Below are 16,092 nucleotides of genomic sequence, written 5' to 3' on the forward strand. Positions count from 1 at the left end.
CGCTCGGCCGGTACGGCGCGAGTGTGTCGGGACACGGACACGGCTTCGTAGACTGCCACATCGACTCGACGGTCGGTCGGCGGAGCCGGTGAACCGAGCCGTCGGCGTGGACCTCGGATCAGTCGCTCGGCGGGGTCGTCGGTCGTGCCGGGGTTTTCGGCGCGCGCGTCGCGGATCGGCCGGGCGCCCAGATGCCGAGGATGGCGGCGGCGGCGAGGCTGATGGCGGCGAGGGTGTAGGAGGTGTTGTGCAGTCCGTGCAGGAACGCGGTGCGGGCGAGGTCGAGTAGTGGTTGGGCTTGTGGGCCGGTGTGTTCGGCGAGTTGGGTGGTGGCGGCGAGGGAGTGCGAGACCGGGGCGCGCGCGGGTTCGGGTAGTCGATCGAGGACGGGAGTGATGCGGGTGCGGTAGCCGGTGGCCAGGACGGTTCCCGCGACCGCGATGCCGATGGCGGCGCCGATCTCGCGGGCCGCGTCGTTGACCGCCGCGGCGATACTGTGCATGTCGGCGTCGGTGCCGCTCATGATCGCGGTGGTGGCGGGTGCCGAGGCGAGACCGAGTCCCACGCTCATGATGAACAGCGGCATCAGGACTCCGGGGTAGCCGGAATCCGGTGTCACGCGGGCCATGAGGGCGAGTCCGGCCGCGACGATGGTGAGTCCGGCGGCGGTGGGCAGTCGGAGTCCGTAGCGGGCGGTGAGCAGGGGTGACAGCAGCGAGAGTCCGGTGACGGCCACACCCATGGGCAGGACCGCGACGGCGGCGCGCAGCGGGCTGTATTCGAGGATCAATTGCAGATACTGCACGACTATCAGGAACAGGCCGAAGGTGGTCAGGAACTGGACGGTGATGGACACGGTGCCGCAGCCGAAACCGCGGCGTGCGAACAATCGCAGATCCAGCAGTGGTTTGTGGGCCCGGAGTTCGACCGCCACGAACAACGCTCCCGCGAGGGCGGCTCCGATCAGTCCGGCCAGGACGTAGCGATCGCCCCATCCGCGTTCGGCGACGGTGATCAACGCCCAGACCAGTAGCGCGATCGCGGCGACTCCGGTCACCGTGCCGAGCGGGTCCAGCCCAGTCTCGCCGGTGCTGCGAGATTCGGCGAGGGTGAAACCCGCCGCGGCCAGCAGGACCGCGCCCACGGCCATTCCGGCGAAGATGGACTGCCAGGAATACCACTGCAAGACGAGCCCGGACCCGACGAGGCCGATCAGGCCGCCGGAGCCCGCGGCCCCGGCCCAGAGTCCGACGGCGCGGTCCGAGGGGCCGGGCGCGAAGGCGGCGGTGAGCATGGACAGGGTCGACGGCATGACCAGTGCGGCACCGATCCCGGTCAGCACGCGAGCACCGATGAGCCAGGCCACCGCCGTGGTCGTCACCGGGATCATCGAGGCGGCGGCGAAGACGACGAGTCCGGTGATCATCATCCGACGCCGTCCGTAGCGGTCGCCCAGCGCGCCGGCCGGTAGAACCAGACAGGCCAACGCGAGGGTGTAGCCGTCGACGATCCAGGTCGCCTGGGTCTGCGTGGCGCCGGTGGCGATCGAGATCTGCGCCAACGCGGTGTACAGGGCGGCCATCGCCGCGATGACCAGCGTGACGGCCAGACACGACACGATCACCGTGCGCCGCTGGGCCCACGACCATGTCCGCGCCGGTGGGTCGATCACAGCGGTGCTCGTCATCCGTTGTCTCCGTTCACGTCTGTCCCGTTCACGTCCGAGGCGCGTCGCCCCGTGGGGGGAAGACGACAACCGTGCGCGGACCGCTGGGTGCGGACAGAAATCTGTCGCCGACCTCGTGCACGGTCTCTACCGTGGCTGCCGCAGACACCAGCGAACAAGAGGTGCGACCCAAGTCGAAACTTCCTCGGTGGCCGTCGAGTCACCGGTTGTCTCATGTCGTGGCGATGACCTGCACGATTTTCGGATGGATGCGGTCGATATGTCTCATACTGAGACGATGGGGACAGATTGGCTGCTCGGTGCCGACCGCCACGACACCGCTGCCGAACACATCTACGCGGCGGCCGTGAATCTGATCGCCGCCTCCGGGTTCGACAGCCTCGATATCGAGACCGTCGCCCGGCACGCGCATTGCTCCCGCGCGACCGTCTACCGCCACACCGGGGGCGTGCGGTATCTGCGCGAGACCGTTCTCATCCGCGCCGCCGACCGCATCACCGATGTCATCCGGAAGGCCATCGGCGAGCTCACCGGGCCGGACCGTCTCTACGACGCGTTGACCATCGCCCTTCGTGAGGTTCGCTCCGATACGATTTTCACCGCGTTCCTGTCCTCGCAGCACGGCCCCCGCTCGGTGGTGACGTTGGCCGAATCTCCTGCGCTGCTCCGTATCGCCTCCGAGGTCCTCGGCACCCACCCCGACGATCCGCTCACCGCCACCTGGTTCATCCGGACGATGCTGTCACTACTGCTGTGGCCCACCGATGCCGACACCGAAGCCCAACTGCTGCGACGCTTCCTGATCCCCGCGCTCCACCCGCACCCCGGCTACACGCAACCACCGGACGCCGCCACCACCGCGCAGTTGACCGGTTCCGCCGTGTTCACACGGATGTAGGACTACCACCCGTTCCGCCGAACCTGCCCAACATCGGTCAGTAGCCGCCCGAACCTAGTCGAGGACCATGCGTGCCGGATGACCCGAATTGTGTTGTCCCCGAACCGAGTGCGCGCATGGCTCTGCGCGCGGTGCCGATTCGGCAGTCGAAATCCTGATGCGATGCGGCGCTGTCCCGGGCAGACTGCCAAGCATGAATGTGAGTTCGGTCGACGAACTGGTCCAGATCATCGAGGCCGGGCACCGCGTGAAATATCTGCACTTCTGGGGGCACAGGCCCCCGCGTGACGGCGGCGTGGGGCCGGGTTGCCTGAGCCAGTGGTGGGAGGCGGAGTTCACGGTGGACGACATTGCCTTCGCCAGCGCCGAGCACTACATGATGTGGCGCAAGGCGATGCTGTTCGACGACGCCGCGACCGCGCAGCGGGTATTGGCGGCGGGGCATCCGAAGCAGGCGAAGGATCTCGGGCGCGAGGTTCGCGGTTTCGACGAGAACCATTGGAACGCAAATCGTTTCGAGATCGTGGTGGCGGGAAGTACCGCGAAGTTCGCTCAGCACACCGAGTTGGGCGCATATCTGCTCGGCACCGGGGACCGGGTTCTGGTCGAGGCCAGTCCGGTGGATCGGATCTGGGGGATCGGGTTGGCCGCCGACGATGTCCGCGCCGAGGATCCGCGGCGCTGGCGCGGCCTGAACCTGCTCGGCTTCGCGCTGATGCGGGCTCGTGCGGCCTTGCGGGAGGCTCAGCTCATCGAATGACCCGATTGTGTGGCGCGCTCCTCGGCGGCGTGGACCCGCCACCTCTCGGCTTCGGCGTGATCGCCCTGCCTGGCGAGCAGTTCGGCCAGACCTGCCATGGCGCGCGGTTCGCGCAGTCGCGCGGCCGATCGCCACCAACTCTCGGCTCCGGCGACATCTCCGCGCCGTAACCGCACCACGCCCAGGTCGTAGGCGGCGATCGGATGCCCCGCCGCCGCGGCCTGTTGCCACAGTTCGCACGCCTGGTCCTCCTCGCCGCGGTTGTACATCGCTTCGGCGAGGTCGTAGAGGGCGTTGCGGTAGCCGACCTCGGGGCTGTTGGCGGGGCGCGGCGGCTCCGTGGTCGGGACGGGCGCGGCCTCGACGCGGCGTTCGTCGAGCCGGTAGACCGGGGGCGCCTGATCCTGCGGTCGCGGGGTTTCCGGCGGTTCGGGTAGGGCATGCGGTTGCTCGGGTAGCGCGGCCGGTTCCGAACGGGGGACGGGTGCGGTGCTGAAGCCGACGACCAGGTTGGCGAAATTCGGCGGTCCCTCACCGATGCTGCACCACAGCGCGATTCGCCCGTCGGGGACGTCCTCGACGAGGATGCCGTAGTTGCCCGACCAGGATTTCTTGATCCCGAGTTCGTCGACCCATACCGGAGTGAGGGTGAATGTCGCGGCGGGCCCGGTCGGGGTGAGTTCGAAGGTGACGCCGCCGTGCAGGGCGGTGCTCCACACGTCGACGTTGTCGGTCTGCCTGCCCTCGAGGTCGACGAACCCGTTCACCACCGCGAGCGCCATGCCGTGACCGCGCAGTCCGGCGGGCGGGGCCGCCGACAGCAGGGTCAGGGTCAGGGCGAGGGGCGCAGGTCCGAGTCGCTCGGTGAACATCGGGTAGATCATGCTGCCGCTCCACCGGATCGGCTCCGCGCTCTGATACAGGGCGGCGAGCGGTGGCTTGTTGGTCGAATTCTGGGTGTGCCACTGCGAATACGACTTGTCCATCGGTCGCTTCTCACCTCTCCACGATCTCTGCGCGTTCCTCGTCGCCCGCCGTTGACGCTGTGCGGCGGGTACAACGTACTCGCCGTGGTGCGAGTCGGCGCGCCGATCGGTCGCCTATTCCCGGGCGCGACGGGGACTGTTATGAAACAGAGTTCTCCCGTTGCCCTCGAAACGGTCGCGCGGACGCGTTCGTACCTGCCGGAGCCGGTCCGAACGGTAAGCGCAGGAAGGTGATCCGACATATCGCCGAATACAAACCAAGCGCTTGCTACGCTCGCTCGATGATCCCCACGCTCGTCTGGGGCACCGGCAACGTGGGCCGAGCGGCCATCCGCGCCGTGGATGCCCATCCGGCCCTGGAACTCACCGGCGTCCTCGTCCACGACCCGGGCAAGGTCGGGCGCGACGCGGGCGCGCTGGCCGGACTCGACGAGACACTCGGCGTCGCCGCCACCGCCGATATCGACGCGGCGCTGGCGACCGGCCCGGGCGCGGTGGTCTACGCCGCCTCCGGCGATATCCGCCCCGACGACGCGCTCGCCGATATCCTGCGCGCCCTGCGCGTGGGCGCGGTCGTGGTCACGCCCGCGCTGTATGCCCTCTACGATCCTGTCAACGCCCCCGCCGAACTGCGCGAACCCGTTCTCGACGCGATCGCGCACGGCGGCGGGTCGCTGTTCGTCTCCGGCGTGGACCCCGGCTGGGGCAACGACGTGCTGCCGCTGCTCGTCAGCGGACTCGCGGGCACCATCGACGTCATCCGCTGCCAGGAGATCTTCGACTACTCCACCTACGACCAGCCCGATTCGGTCCGCTACCTCGTCGGCATGGGCCAGCCGATGGACTACGAGCCGCCGATGCTGCTGCCGTCGGTACCCACCATGGTGTGGGGCGGGCAGATCCGGCTCATGGCACGCGCACTCGGCGTCGAACTCGACGACATCCGCGAAACCCTCGACCGACGCGCACTCGACGCCACCGTCGACACCGCCCACATGGGCGCCTTCGACGCGGGCACGCAGGGCGCGGTGCGTTTCGAGGTCCAGGGAATCGTCGACGGACAACCCCGCATCGTCATCGAACACGTCACCCGCATCCACCCGAGTTGCGCACCGGACTGGCCGACACCGCCCGACGGCGACGGCGCGCACCGCGTGATCATCGAGGGCAGGCCGCGTATCGAGGTCAGCGTCGAAGCCACCGACGAGGGCGGCAACCGCGCCGCGGGCGGCAACGCCACCGCCGTGGGCAGGCTGGTCGGCGCGATCGACTGGCTCGTGGCGGCCGAACCCGGACTCTACGACGCATTGGATGTCCCGCTGCGGCCCGCAGTCGGCAAACTCGGAAGGAAGTACCGATGATCATCGACCTGCCCGAGGGAAAAGACCCGATCGGTTACGTCTGGGGCGAAATGGTTCCCGGCATCGGCATCGCCGCCTCGGCGTTCTCGCTGTCGGTCTACGAACATTCGACCCTTGGCCTGCGCGAATTCGAGGCCGCCCGGCTGCGGATCGCCCAGATCAACGGCTGCGTCTTCTGCCTGGACTGGCGCACCGAACGCGACGGGGTGAAAGTCGAGGCGGAATTCGCCGACGCGGTCACCGAGTGGAAGACCACCGAACTCTTCGACGACCGCACCCGCCTGGCCGCCGAGTACGCCGAACGCTACGCCACCGACCATCACAATCTCGACGACGAATTCTGGGCGCGGATGTTCGCCCACTACACCCAGGCCGAAGTCGTCGAACTGAGTATGAGCATCGGCTCGTGGCTAGCGTTCGGGCGTCTGAACCACGTCCTCGGACTCGACACCGTCTGCGTCCTGCCGGGCCACTGACCCGCCGCGCACCGGACAACGCCACTGGGCATCTCCGTGCCGATATGGCACGATTTTCCAGGTGACCAGTACTCCCGCGACCGCTCATCATCTGCGTGAGCTCGCCCGGCTGCGCCGCGTCCGCGACCGGATGGACCGCGAGTACGACAAACCCCTCGACGTGGAGGCGCTGGCCCGTGGCGAGAACATGTCGGCGGGCCACCTCAGCCGCGAATTCCGCCGCGCCTACGGCGAATCCCCGTACTCCTATCTGATGACACGCCGCATCGAGCGCGCGATGGCGCTGCTGCGCCGCGGCGATCTCAGCGTCACCGAGGTCTGCTTCACCGTCGGCTGCTCGTCGCTGGGCACCTTCAGCACCCGCTTCACCGAACTGGTCGGTGTGCCGCCGAGCACCTACCGGCGCGAGGCCGCCGCCGAGACTGCGGGAATGCCGTCGTGCGTGTCCAAACAGGTGACACGACCGGTCAGGAATCGAGAAGCACCGGTAACCGGGTAGCTATTAGCCTGACTGTCATGGACATCACCATTCACTCGAGCTTCCTGCCGCAGGACGATCCGGACGCCGCCCTGGCGTTCTACCGCGACACCCTCGGCTTCGAGGTGCGCAACGATGTCGGATACAACGGTCTGCGCTGGCTCACCGTCGGCCCGGTCGGTCAGCCCGCGACCTCGATCGTGCTGCACCCGCCGGCCGCCGACCCCGGTATCACCGAGGACGAGCGCCGCGTCATCACCGAGATGATGGCCAAGGGCAATTACGGCCACATCATCCTGGCCACCACCGACCTCGAGACCGTCTTCGACAAAGTGCAGGCCAGCGGTGCCGAAGTCGTGCAGGAACCGACCGACCAGCCCTACGGTGTGCGCGACTGCGCCTTCCGCGACCCCGCGGGCAATCTGATCCGCATCAACCAGTTGGACTGAACCACCGGGCGACCGGTCCCGGTCACACACGGCTCGAACCGCGGACCGGAATACCGGCCCGGAATCCACCGAACGCACCGAACGAGGACGCACGCACGCACCCGTGCTCCGCCGAACAGAGGGAGACCCGATGAGCACGGCCACGAGGTCCGGCGCGAAATCACCCGAGCGCCATCTCGCCGACAGTCACGACCTGATCCGCGTGCACGGCGCGCGCGTGAACAACCTGAAGGACATCAGCGTCGAACTGCCCAAGCGCAGGCTCACCGTGTTCACCGGCGTCTCCGGCTCCGGCAAGAGTTCGCTGGTCTTCGCCACGATCGCCGCCGAATCGCAGCGGATGATCAACGAGACCTACAGCGCGTTCGTGCAGGGTTTCATGCCGACACTGGCCCGCCCCGAGGTCGACGTGCTCGACGGGCTCACGACGGCGATCATCGTCGACCAGGAGCGGATGGGTTCGGATCCGCGGTCCACGGTCGGCACCGCCACCGACGCCACCGCGTTGTTGCGCATCCTGTTCAGCCGCCTGGGCAAACCCCATATCGGCTCGCCGAGCGCGTACTCGTTCAACACTCCGTCGGTGCGGGCCAGCGGCGCGATCACCGTCGAGAAGGGCAACAGCAAGACCGTCAAGGCCACGTTCAGCAGAACCGGCGGCATGTGTCCGCGCTGCGAGGGCCGTGGCTCGGTCACCGATTTCGACCTGACCCAGCTCTACGACGACAGCAAATCCCTCAACGGCGGCGCGTTGACCATCCCCGGTTACAGCGTCGACGGCTGGTTCGGTCGAATCTTCAGCGGCTGCGGTTTCTTCGACGCGGACAAGCCGATCAACAAATTCACCAAGAAGCAACTGCACGACCTGCTCTACAAGGAGCCGACCAAGATCAAGGTCGACGGCATCAACCTCACCTACGAGGGATTGATCCCGAAAATCCAGAAGTCGATGCTGTCCAAGGACGTCGACGCGCTGCAACCGCATATCCGCGCCTTCGTCGAGCGGGCGATCACCTTCACCACCTGCCCCGAATGCGACGGCACCCGCCTGAGCGCCGAAGCTCGCTCCTCCAAGATCGGCAAGGTCAACATCGCCGACGCGTGCGCCATGCAGATCAGCGATCTGGCCGAATGGGTGCGCGGCCTGAACGAACCCTCGGTCGCCCCGCTGCTGACCACGTTGGGCCACACCCTGGACTCGTTCGTGGAGATCGGACTCGGCTACCTGTCGCTGGACCGACCCTCGGGCACCCTGTCCGGCGGTGAAGCCCAGCGCACCAAGATGATCCGGCACCTGGGGTCCTCGCTCACCGACATCACCTACGTCTTCGACGAACCGACCGCCGGTCTGCACCCGCACGATATCCAGCGGATGAACGACCTGCTGCTGCGCCTGCGTGACAAGGGCAACACCGTGCTGGTGGTCGAGCACAAGCCGGAGACGATCGTGATCGCCGACCACATCGTCGATCTGGGCCCCGGCGCCGGAACCGGCGGCGGCACCGTCTGTTTCGAAGGCACCGTCGACGGTCTGCGCGCCAGCGACACCATCACCGGCCGCCATTTCGACGACCGTGCCGCCATCAAGTCGACGGTGCGCGAATCGACCGGTGCGCTGAAGATCCGCGGCGCGTCGGCCAACAACCTGCGCAAGGTCGACGTCGACATTCCACTCGGCGTACTCGTGGTCGTCACCGGTGTCGCGGGCTCGGGAAAGAGTTCGCTGGTGCACGGATCGATCCCGGCGGGCGATGACGTCGTCTCGATCGACCAGACCGCGATCCGCGGCTCACGGCGCAGCAACCCGGCCACCTACACCGGCATGCTCGACCCGATCCGCAAGGCGTTCGCCAAGGTCAACGGCGTCAAACCCGCACTGTTCAGCGCGAATTCGGAAGGCGCGTGCCCGGCGTGCAACGGCGCGGGCGTCATCTACACCGATCTGGCGATGATGGCGGGCGTCTCGAGTGTCTGCGAGGAATGCGAGGGCAAACGGTTCGACGCCTCGGTCCTCGAGTACCGGCTCGGTGACCGCGACATCAGCGAAGTGCTCGCGATGTCGGTGGCCCAGGCCGCGGAATTCTTCGGCCCCGGCGACACCGCGATCCCGGCCGCCCACAAGATCCTCGAGCGCCTCGCCGACGTCGGCCTCGGCTACCTCACCCTCGGCCAGCCGCTCACCACCCTGTCCGGCGGCGAACGCCAACGCCTCAAGCTCGCCACCCATCTCGGCGAGAAGGGCGGCATCTACGTCCTGGACGAACCGACCACCGGCCTGCACCTGGCCGACGTCGAACAGCTGCTCGGCCTGCTCGACCGCATCGTCGATTCCGGCAAATCGGTGATCGTGGTCGAACACCACCAGGCCGTCATGGCCCACGCCGACTGGATCATCGACCTCGGACCGGGAGCGGGCCACGACGGCGGACGTGTGGTCTTCGAAGGCACGCCCGCCGATCTGGTCGCCGATCACACCACGCTCACCGGCAAGCACTTGGCGGCCTATATCGGCGGGTGATCCGACGGTCGCGATGATCGGCGACCGGGATGTGGCCCGGTCGCCGATCATCGGGGCGCGCAGCGGTTCCGGTGCGTCAGAAAGTAAGCGGAGCGGACGGAGGGAATACGACCGGCAGCGTCGTCAGGGCGCGGTGGAATGGTCCGGGACGCCAGATCAACTGATCCTTGGGGACCGCGAGTCGTATTTCCGGGAGGGTGTCCAGGAGTTGGTCGATGACGTCCTGGGCGAGCAACAATCCGTACGGGCGGGCTTGCACGGGGCAGGCGTGATCACCGGTGCTGAACGCGAGATTCCATCCGTTGTCCAGGAATTCGCCCGTGTTCATCTCCGGGTCGGTATTGCACGCGGCCATGCTGATGATGACCGGCTGATCGGCGGGCAGCCACGTATCCTCGATCAGGATCGGTTGCCGCGGATAGGTGATGCAGTAGTTCGCCATCGGCGGGTCGGTCGCCAGCCGCTCGTCGATGGCGGTCTTGGTGGAGACGTGCAGGCTGTTGCCGTCTCCGAAGCGGGAGTCGGTGAGCATCAGCAGCAGTGTGTTGGCGATGAGATTCACCGGCGGTTCCACACCGGCCGCGAACAGCAGCACCAGCTGATGGACCATCTCCTCGTCGGTCAGTCCCGCCGGATCCTGGATCAGCCTGGTGGCGACATCGTCGCCGGGATGCTCGCGCTTGAGCAGCGTGAGGTCGGTCAACGCGCTGCCCATGATCGCATTGACCGTCTCGGTGTCGACGCCATCGAACATCGCCGCGCTGGCCTCCGCGACCCGCGCGCCGATCTCCGGCGGACATCCGAGTACCTGGCAGAAGACGGAGAAGACCAGCGGCAGAGCGTACTGGTTCAAGATGTCGGCACTGCCGTCGCGGCAGAATGTGTTGACGATCGGGATGGCTGATCGCTCCACCATGGCACGCAGGGAGTTCAGATCGATCCCGGTCAGGGCGTCACTGATGGCTTTGCGATAGCGGGTGTGCTTCTCACCGCTGGTCCGGATCGCGTTCGGCCGGTATTCGACCATCGGCATGATCGGGATATCGGCGGGCACGGTCTTCTGCCAGGTGCTGGGATCGGCGGGAAATCGGTCGGAGTCGTTGAGGATGCGGACGGCGGTCCGATAGTTGATGACCAGGGTGGCCGGTACCCCCGGCCACATCTCGACGGGCACCAGCGGTCCGTAGTCGCGACGCATCCGCCGGTAGGCCCCGTGGGGATCGGCCGCGAACTCGGCGCTGTAGATGGGGATTCGAGGTCCATCGACCTCGATCGGCGAGATTGATTCGGCAGTAGCACCCTGATGCGTGTGCTGCGGATACACGTGGTCTCCTTGATATCGGTTGCGGCAGCATAGTACCCGCGACGAGGCCTGCGCGAAGGCTGTCGGGTTGCCGCGTGTTGTTCGGTACCGAGAGAGTCCGTCGCCGATGATCGGCGTGTGATTTTTCCGGCGTGCCGTCCACCGCCCGGACGCCGCCGCGACAGGACTTCGCAACGGCGACACAGGCTTCGGCGGCCCCGCGTTCGGACAGGTCGTCCGCCCCGAGGCGACCTGCCCGGATGCTGGTACCCGATCAGAGGCCGCGCGTGTCCTTGATTCGGGAGTCCCACGCGGCGGGCAGATCATCGGAAAGCACCGGAGCGCCGAGGATTTCGTCGTCGAAATCGAACGCTTCCAGCACCGCGGGCAGGTTGTCGGCGAGGTTGTCGACGGCCCGACGCAGCTGCTGCTCGATCGTGGCGACAGCGGCGATGTCGAGCAGACCTCGGGTGAGGTACCACGCGGCATGTCGATCGAGGTACTGCAACGCGAAAACGTCACGGGCGGCAGCGATCTCGACATGATCGTCGGCACGTTCGTCGAGCAATCGCAGCGCTTCCGCGGCGCAGTACGCTTCGGAGAGGCCGATCGCCTCCGGAATGATCGCCAACCGATCGGCGAGCGCGGACGTGGCCAGATGCCGCTGGGCCTCCTGCGCGATGGTCAGAGTGCGGGCGTCGAGCAGGCGCGCGCGGTCGCCGGCGTCGGCGGGATCGTGCAGGGTCGGTGCGGGCGGCGGGGTACCCGCGAGTTGCCTGGCCAGTACCCGTCCCGCCACGGAGCCGAGTACGTGGCAGTCGCCTTCGCCGGTGATCGCCGCGTGGCAGACGCCGAGATAGTCGGCGACGCGGTTGGCGCTGAACATGCCCTGTGCGCCCATCTTGATGCGACAGTGCGTGACGGTCTCCAACGCGTGCGGCTGAATGAAATGCTTGGCCAGCATCACCGAGACGACGGTGTCGCGATCGGTGAGATCGCTGCTTGCGAGGCGGGTCTTGATCTCGTTGCCGTACACGGTGCGGGCGATGGTGCCCGCGAGATCGGTGAGCAGGGTGTCGCGCACGTGTGGAATCTCGACCATGAACGGGCTGTCGACGGGTGTCAACGGCACCAGTCGCTTGGCCGCGTAGCGCAACGCGATGTAGAGCGACGCGCGTGCCGAGGCGTTCAGGCACGACGAGAGCGCCAGTCGGCCCACGGTGAGCTGGCTGATCGCCGAGGCGAACGAGCGTTTCCTGCTGCTCTCGTCGCGCCAGGTCAGCACACCCTCGTCGTCGATGGTGGCCAGATCGTTGCTCAGCCAGGCGCTGCGATCGACGCGCAGTTTGTCGAAACCGATGACCGAGTTGTCCATGATGACCAACGGCTGATGGTCGAGTTGGGTGATCGTCACGCCGGGGCACGGGTCACCGTTGGCGTCGCGTAGTCGTGCCGTGAACAGGTGCACGCCTTGGTCGATGCCCGCCGCGTCGATGAACCGCGCGCCGATGACGCAGACCCGGGCGACCGGAATACCCACGCTCGGCATGAATTTGCGCGCTCGCGGGCTCGGGGTGTCGAGCACGAACCCGGCACCGTCCCAGGTCGCGGTGGTCTGCATGAAGCCGATATTGGAGCCGCATCCGTATTCGGTGAGCAGCATGACTCCGATGCTCGACGCGTCGTCCAGATCCTGGAGATACGGTGCGGCGGAATCGGAATCGGTCAGCGTGGCGAGGCTTCCCGAAGCCAGGTTGTAGTGACCGGAGATGAGCGGAATCAGATCGGTCGCCAGAATCGCGGACCAGTCGAAGACCGCGAAGAGTTCGGGCAGATCGGTCGCGACATCGCGAGTGCTACCGATCTCCGCGACCAGATTGCGAAGCTGGTCGTAGGCGTTCTTCCGCCGCTGTTCCTGGCTCTGTTTCTCCGTGACGGCGAAGTCCGGGTTGATCAGAACCTTTTGCAGCTGTTGGTGAAACTGTCTGTCGCCGTGCCGAAAGATATCGGCCAATGATGTGCGTCCGTCGGATCCGTGCGTTAGCATGGTCGCCTCCTACTTGTTTCCGAACCCAGCGGCCACGGATCGGCCGTCGGGCATGACTGGACTATCGCCGCCGAACCTCGATGCACCCGGACTCGGCGGTCGCCGCGCTGGCACGCGGTTCGCAGCCGGTATCGGGACGGAGGAGCCGGACGATCACCCGTCGAGAGTCGTTGCACCACATACCCTGTGGTGAGATTTCGTTCCGCTACCCCGGGCCATCGGTATGCGGAAACCGCGTGGTGCGGGCCACATGCGGTCGGGATGGGTGGGACGCGGACGGAATGTCCCCGAGATCACTCGCGTTCGCGTGCGAATCCATCACCACCTTCTACGCGTCGTCGGTTCCTCGACGGCGGCGAGATCGACCCCTCGAACCCTTTGCCCCGAATATGCCAGGAACAGAGAAGTTCTTCTCAGATGGTAGCAAGCATGAATGAAAACGCAACTGTGAGAACATATTTCGGACTATGCGCGAATGTTCGCGAGCACGCCGAAATGCCCGCTTCGCGATTGTGGGCGAATCGCGATTACCCGGCATCGAATGTCGATGAACGGTGATCGCCGATAGCACATGATCTGTCGCGGGGGGACAATTACGGGTCATCCGGTATCGCCGTGGCGATTGAGGTCGCCCGCCGGATGCGGGCGTGCGGGGCCGGTGCCGTCGGGTCATCACCCACCTTCCAGCGATCCCCGGGGCGCGCGCTGAGTGCGCCATCACCGGAGCGACCGAGGATGGGTCGTCCGGGTAGTACGGGAAATCGTGGTTATCGGCCGAAAGTGCCTGGCGTGGAGAGCGCGACGCTCGAACGCGATCGTCGAGTCGCGCTGCCGCGCCTACCCGAATCGGGCAGCGGCGCTTGCTGAGAGGACGGTGGAAGCGCGCATCACAACGCTTCCCGACTCGGAATCACACATTGTCGAACTCCCCTGCTCATTGCCTGCGCGGCCGAATCCGTCACCGCACCCGAGGAATCCGACCGATCGTTCCGACAGCCGAAGTATTTTCGGGCTGCCGGGTTGAGATCATACCCATCGCGCACGAGTCATGCAGTTCGAACCATTCGACGGGGCAGCACGTCCCGGGCACGATCCGGTCGTCGTCGAGGGCGGCAGCGGCGAGATCCACTGTCCCGCACCGATAGAGCGGTGTCAGCGGTTGTCGCGGCCCAGGGTGACCCGATACGTGTAGTGCTCGGGCAGAAAATGGCTGATCGACAGTTCGACCGGTTCGCCCAGATCGTTGGAGTAGAGCCGGTCGACGCGCAGCATGGGATGTCCGACGGGGCAGCCGAGCGCGTCGGCGACCTCGGCGTTGGCCGGGGCGACGGTGATGGACTGTTCGGCTTCGGCGATCGGGCTGGCCAGGCGTGGGTCGAGCAGGCCGATGACGGTGGCGGTGCTCACCGCGCCCGCCTGGAGTTCGGGGACCTCGGCGAGCAGTTTCGCGCTGTGGGGTGTCAGGTGCAGGGAGGTGAGGACGAAGGGGACCTCGTCGTGCAGGCGGCGGAAGGTCAGTGAGTACTGGATGTCGGAGTCCAGCCGCAGTCGGCTCGCCGCGTCGATGTCGACCCGGCGCCGCATGGGGGTGACGATCTGCATGACCGTGTCCAGCGACAGGCTCATCAGGTCTTCGATGGAGCCGAGCCTGCGCAGGTAGCGTCCGCTGTCGGCGGCGGCGAAACTGCCGCGGCCGGGCACCCGGTAGACGATGCCCTCGGCGACGAGGTCGACGAAGGCCCGTCGGATCGTCTGCCTGCTGAGCCGGTACTGCTGGGCCAGTTCGGCTTCGGTGGGCAGGCGGACGCCGTCGGGGAATTCGCCCGCGCTGATCCGGGTGCGTAGCTCACTGGCCACGAGCTGGTAGGCCGGCGCGGTGTCGCTGCGCTTCACGGTCATGGTGGCGGCCATCCTACCAGCGGGTTCGGCGGCGATTCGGCGCGGATCATCCTGCGGGGCGCACCCGTTGGATCGGTTCGACGCCACGCTCGACGAGTTGCGCGGCGATGACATTGCGCTGGATCTCGTTGGTGCCCTCCCCGACGATCATCAGCGGCGCGTCACGGAAGTACCGCTCGACGGAGAATTCGGTGGAATAGCCGTGACCGCCGTGGATGCGGATGGCGGACAGGGCGATCTCCATGGCCGCTTCGGAGGCGAACAGTTTGGCCATTCCCGCTTCCATGTCGCAGCGCTGCCCGGCGTCGAATCGGTCGGCGGCGGCGAGGGTCAACTGCCTGGCGGCCGCGAGTTTGGTTGCCATATCGGCGAGTTGGCTGCCGACGGCCTGATGTTTCCAGATCGGCACGCCGAAACTCTCACGCCCCTTGGCGTATTCGAGCGAGTCCTCCAGGGCGGCGCGGGCCACGCCCAGCGCGCGGGCGGCGACCTGGATGCGGCCGGTCTCGAGCCCCTTCATCATCTGGGCGAAGCCGCGTCCTTCCTCGCCGCCGAGCACGCTGTCGAGGCCGATGCGGTAGTCCTGGAACGACAACTCGCAGCTCTCGACCCCCTTGTAGCCGAGTTTGGGCAGGTCTCGGGATACGGTGAGGCCGGGCCCGTGTTCGACGAGCAGGATCGACATGCCGGTGTGCCGGGGGACCGCGGCCGGGTCGGTCTTGCACAGCAGGGCGATCAGCCCGGAGCGGCGGGCATTGCTGATCCAGGTCTTGGATCCGTTGACGACGTACCGGTCGCCGTCGCGGCGCGCGACGGTGGTCATGGCCTGGAGATCCGATCCGCCCGACGGTTCGGTCAACGCCATGGTGGCGCGGATCTCCCCGGTCGCCATGCGCGGCAGGTACCGGCGCTTCTGTTCCTCGGTGCCGAAGGCCAGCAATAGTTTCGCGACCACCGTGTGCCCGCCCATCGCACCGGCCAAGCTCATCCAGCCGCGCGCCAATTCCTCGGTGACGTGCACGTAGCACGGCATCGACACCGAGGCCCCGCCGTATTCCTCGGGAATCGCCAGTCCGTAGATGCCGATCCGCTTCATGTGCTCGATCAGCGCCTCGGGGTATTCGTTGGCGCGTTCGAGTTCGGCGACGACGGGTTTCACCTCGCGGTCGACGAACTGGCGGACGGTGGTGACGAGGAACAGTTCCTCGTCGGTGAGAGCGGTCATCGTCG

Annotated in this window: 13 protein-coding genes; 7 read left to right on the plus strand and 6 right to left on the minus strand. The window is 66.9% G+C overall.

The window, feature by feature from the left end; genetic code table 11:
* Nucleotides 1-118 precede the first annotated feature (118 nt).
* Nucleotides 119-1,687, minus strand: coding sequence for an MFS transporter (locus tag DAT37_RS11285; RefSeq protein ID WP_109524698.1), 1,569 nt, complete (start codon nucleotides 1,685-1,687; stop codon nucleotides 119-121).
* 277 nt (nucleotides 1,688-1,964) lie between these two features.
* Between DAT37_RS11285 and DAT37_RS44040 the strand changes: the two genes are divergently transcribed.
* Nucleotides 1,965-2,585: a TetR/AcrR family transcriptional regulator gene (locus DAT37_RS44040; RefSeq protein ID WP_157978417.1), complete on the plus strand. Its 621-nt coding sequence runs from the start codon at nucleotides 1,965-1,967 to the stop codon at nucleotides 2,583-2,585.
* Nucleotides 2,586-2,778: 193 nt separating this feature from the next.
* Complete coding sequence (locus tag DAT37_RS11295) at nucleotides 2,779-3,345, plus strand: NADAR family protein (protein WP_109524699.1); 567 nt, start codon at nucleotides 2,779-2,781, stop codon at nucleotides 3,343-3,345.
* Here DAT37_RS11295 and DAT37_RS11300 read toward each other — a convergent pair.
* Nucleotides 3,330-4,331 carry a tetratricopeptide repeat protein gene (locus DAT37_RS11300; protein ID WP_109524700.1) on the minus strand — a complete coding sequence of 334 codons (1,002 nt, stop codon included), beginning with the start codon at nucleotides 4,329-4,331 and terminating at the stop codon, nucleotides 3,330-3,332. The genes DAT37_RS11295 and DAT37_RS11300 overlap by 16 nt on opposite strands.
* Nucleotides 4,332-4,612: 281 nt before the next feature.
* On the opposite strand from DAT37_RS11300, the gene DAT37_RS11305 reads away from it, so the two are divergent.
* From DAT37_RS11305 to DAT37_RS11325, 5 genes are all read left to right on the plus strand, one after another.
* Nucleotides 4,613-5,692, plus strand: coding sequence for an NAD(P)H-dependent amine dehydrogenase family protein (locus DAT37_RS11305; RefSeq protein ID WP_109524701.1), 1,080 nt, complete (start codon nucleotides 4,613-4,615; stop codon nucleotides 5,690-5,692).
* Nucleotides 5,689-6,168, plus strand: coding sequence for a carboxymuconolactone decarboxylase family protein (locus DAT37_RS11310; protein WP_109524702.1), 480 nt, complete (start codon nucleotides 5,689-5,691; stop codon nucleotides 6,166-6,168). Before DAT37_RS11305 ends, DAT37_RS11310 begins: the two co-directional genes overlap by 4 nt.
* 61 nt (nucleotides 6,169-6,229) lie before the next feature.
* Nucleotides 6,230-6,667 (plus strand): helix-turn-helix transcriptional regulator, encoded by a 438-nt coding sequence (locus DAT37_RS11315; protein ID WP_109524703.1) that lies wholly within the window; start codon nucleotides 6,230-6,232, stop codon nucleotides 6,665-6,667.
* Between the two features lie 17 nt (nucleotides 6,668-6,684).
* Nucleotides 6,685-7,095, plus strand: a complete 411-nt coding sequence (locus DAT37_RS11320; RefSeq protein ID WP_109524704.1) for a VOC family protein — start codon at nucleotides 6,685-6,687, stop codon at nucleotides 7,093-7,095.
* Between the two features lie 130 nt (nucleotides 7,096-7,225).
* Nucleotides 7,226-9,613 (plus strand): ATP-binding cassette domain-containing protein, encoded by a 2,388-nt coding sequence (locus DAT37_RS11325; protein WP_109524705.1) that lies wholly within the window; start codon nucleotides 7,226-7,228, stop codon nucleotides 9,611-9,613.
* Between the two features lie 76 nt (nucleotides 9,614-9,689).
* Here the strand turns inward: DAT37_RS11325 and DAT37_RS11330 are convergent, their stop codons facing one another.
* The 4 genes from DAT37_RS11330 to DAT37_RS11345 form a co-directional block, all read right to left on the minus strand.
* Nucleotides 9,690-10,937: a cytochrome P450 gene (locus DAT37_RS11330; RefSeq protein ID WP_232839677.1), complete on the minus strand. Its 1,248-nt coding sequence runs from the start codon at nucleotides 10,935-10,937 to the stop codon at nucleotides 9,690-9,692.
* Between the two features lie 253 nt (nucleotides 10,938-11,190).
* A complete protein-coding gene (locus DAT37_RS11335; RefSeq protein ID WP_157978418.1) occupies nucleotides 11,191-12,963 on the minus strand; it encodes an acyl-CoA dehydrogenase family protein in 1,773 nt (590 codons plus the stop codon).
* Between the two features lie 1,152 nt (nucleotides 12,964-14,115).
* Nucleotides 14,116-14,862, minus strand: a complete 747-nt coding sequence (locus tag DAT37_RS11340; RefSeq protein WP_109524805.1) for a GntR family transcriptional regulator — start codon at nucleotides 14,860-14,862, stop codon at nucleotides 14,116-14,118.
* Nucleotides 14,863-14,908: 46 nt separating this feature from the next.
* Nucleotides 14,909-16,087 carry an acyl-CoA dehydrogenase family protein gene (locus DAT37_RS11345; protein ID WP_109524707.1) on the minus strand — a complete coding sequence of 393 codons (1,179 nt, stop codon included), beginning with the start codon at nucleotides 16,085-16,087 and terminating at the stop codon, nucleotides 14,909-14,911.
* Nucleotides 16,088-16,092 lie beyond the last annotated feature (5 nt).

The sequence above is a fragment of the Nocardia aurea genome (genome assembly GCF_003123685.1).
GTDB classification, from domain to species: Bacteria; Actinomycetota; Actinomycetes; order Mycobacteriales; family Mycobacteriaceae; genus Nocardia; species Nocardia aurea.

Excerpts from the sequence above, each read along its gene's own strand:
- DAT37_RS11295 (WP_109524699.1), top strand. The coding sequence starts at position 2,779 with ATGAATGTGAGTTCGGTCGACGAACTGGTCCAGATCATCGAGGCCGGG.
- DAT37_RS11345 (WP_109524707.1), bottom strand. The coding sequence starts at position 16,087 with ATGACCGCTCTCACCGACGAGGAACTGTTCCTCGTCACCACCGTCCGC.
- DAT37_RS11300 (WP_109524700.1), bottom strand. The coding sequence starts at position 4,331 with ATGGACAAGTCGTATTCGCAGTGGCACACCCAGAATTCGACCAACAAG.
- DAT37_RS11335 (WP_157978418.1), bottom strand. The coding sequence starts at position 12,963 with ATGCTAACGCACGGATCCGACGGACGCACATCATTGGCCGATATCTTT.
- DAT37_RS11340 (WP_109524805.1), bottom strand. The coding sequence starts at position 14,862 with ATGACCGTGAAGCGCAGCGACACCGCGCCGGCCTACCAGCTCGTGGCC.
- DAT37_RS44040 (WP_157978417.1), top strand. The coding sequence starts at position 1,965 with ATGGGGACAGATTGGCTGCTCGGTGCCGACCGCCACGACACCGCTGCC.
- DAT37_RS11325 (WP_109524705.1), top strand. The coding sequence starts at position 7,226 with ATGAGCACGGCCACGAGGTCCGGCGCGAAATCACCCGAGCGCCATCTC.
- DAT37_RS11320 (WP_109524704.1), top strand. The coding sequence starts at position 6,685 with ATGGACATCACCATTCACTCGAGCTTCCTGCCGCAGGACGATCCGGAC.
- DAT37_RS11310 (WP_109524702.1), top strand. The coding sequence starts at position 5,689 with ATGATCATCGACCTGCCCGAGGGAAAAGACCCGATCGGTTACGTCTGG.
- DAT37_RS11285 (WP_109524698.1), bottom strand. The coding sequence starts at position 1,687 with ATGACGAGCACCGCTGTGATCGACCCACCGGCGCGGACATGGTCGTGG.
- DAT37_RS11305 (WP_109524701.1), top strand. The coding sequence starts at position 4,613 with ATGATCCCCACGCTCGTCTGGGGCACCGGCAACGTGGGCCGAGCGGCC.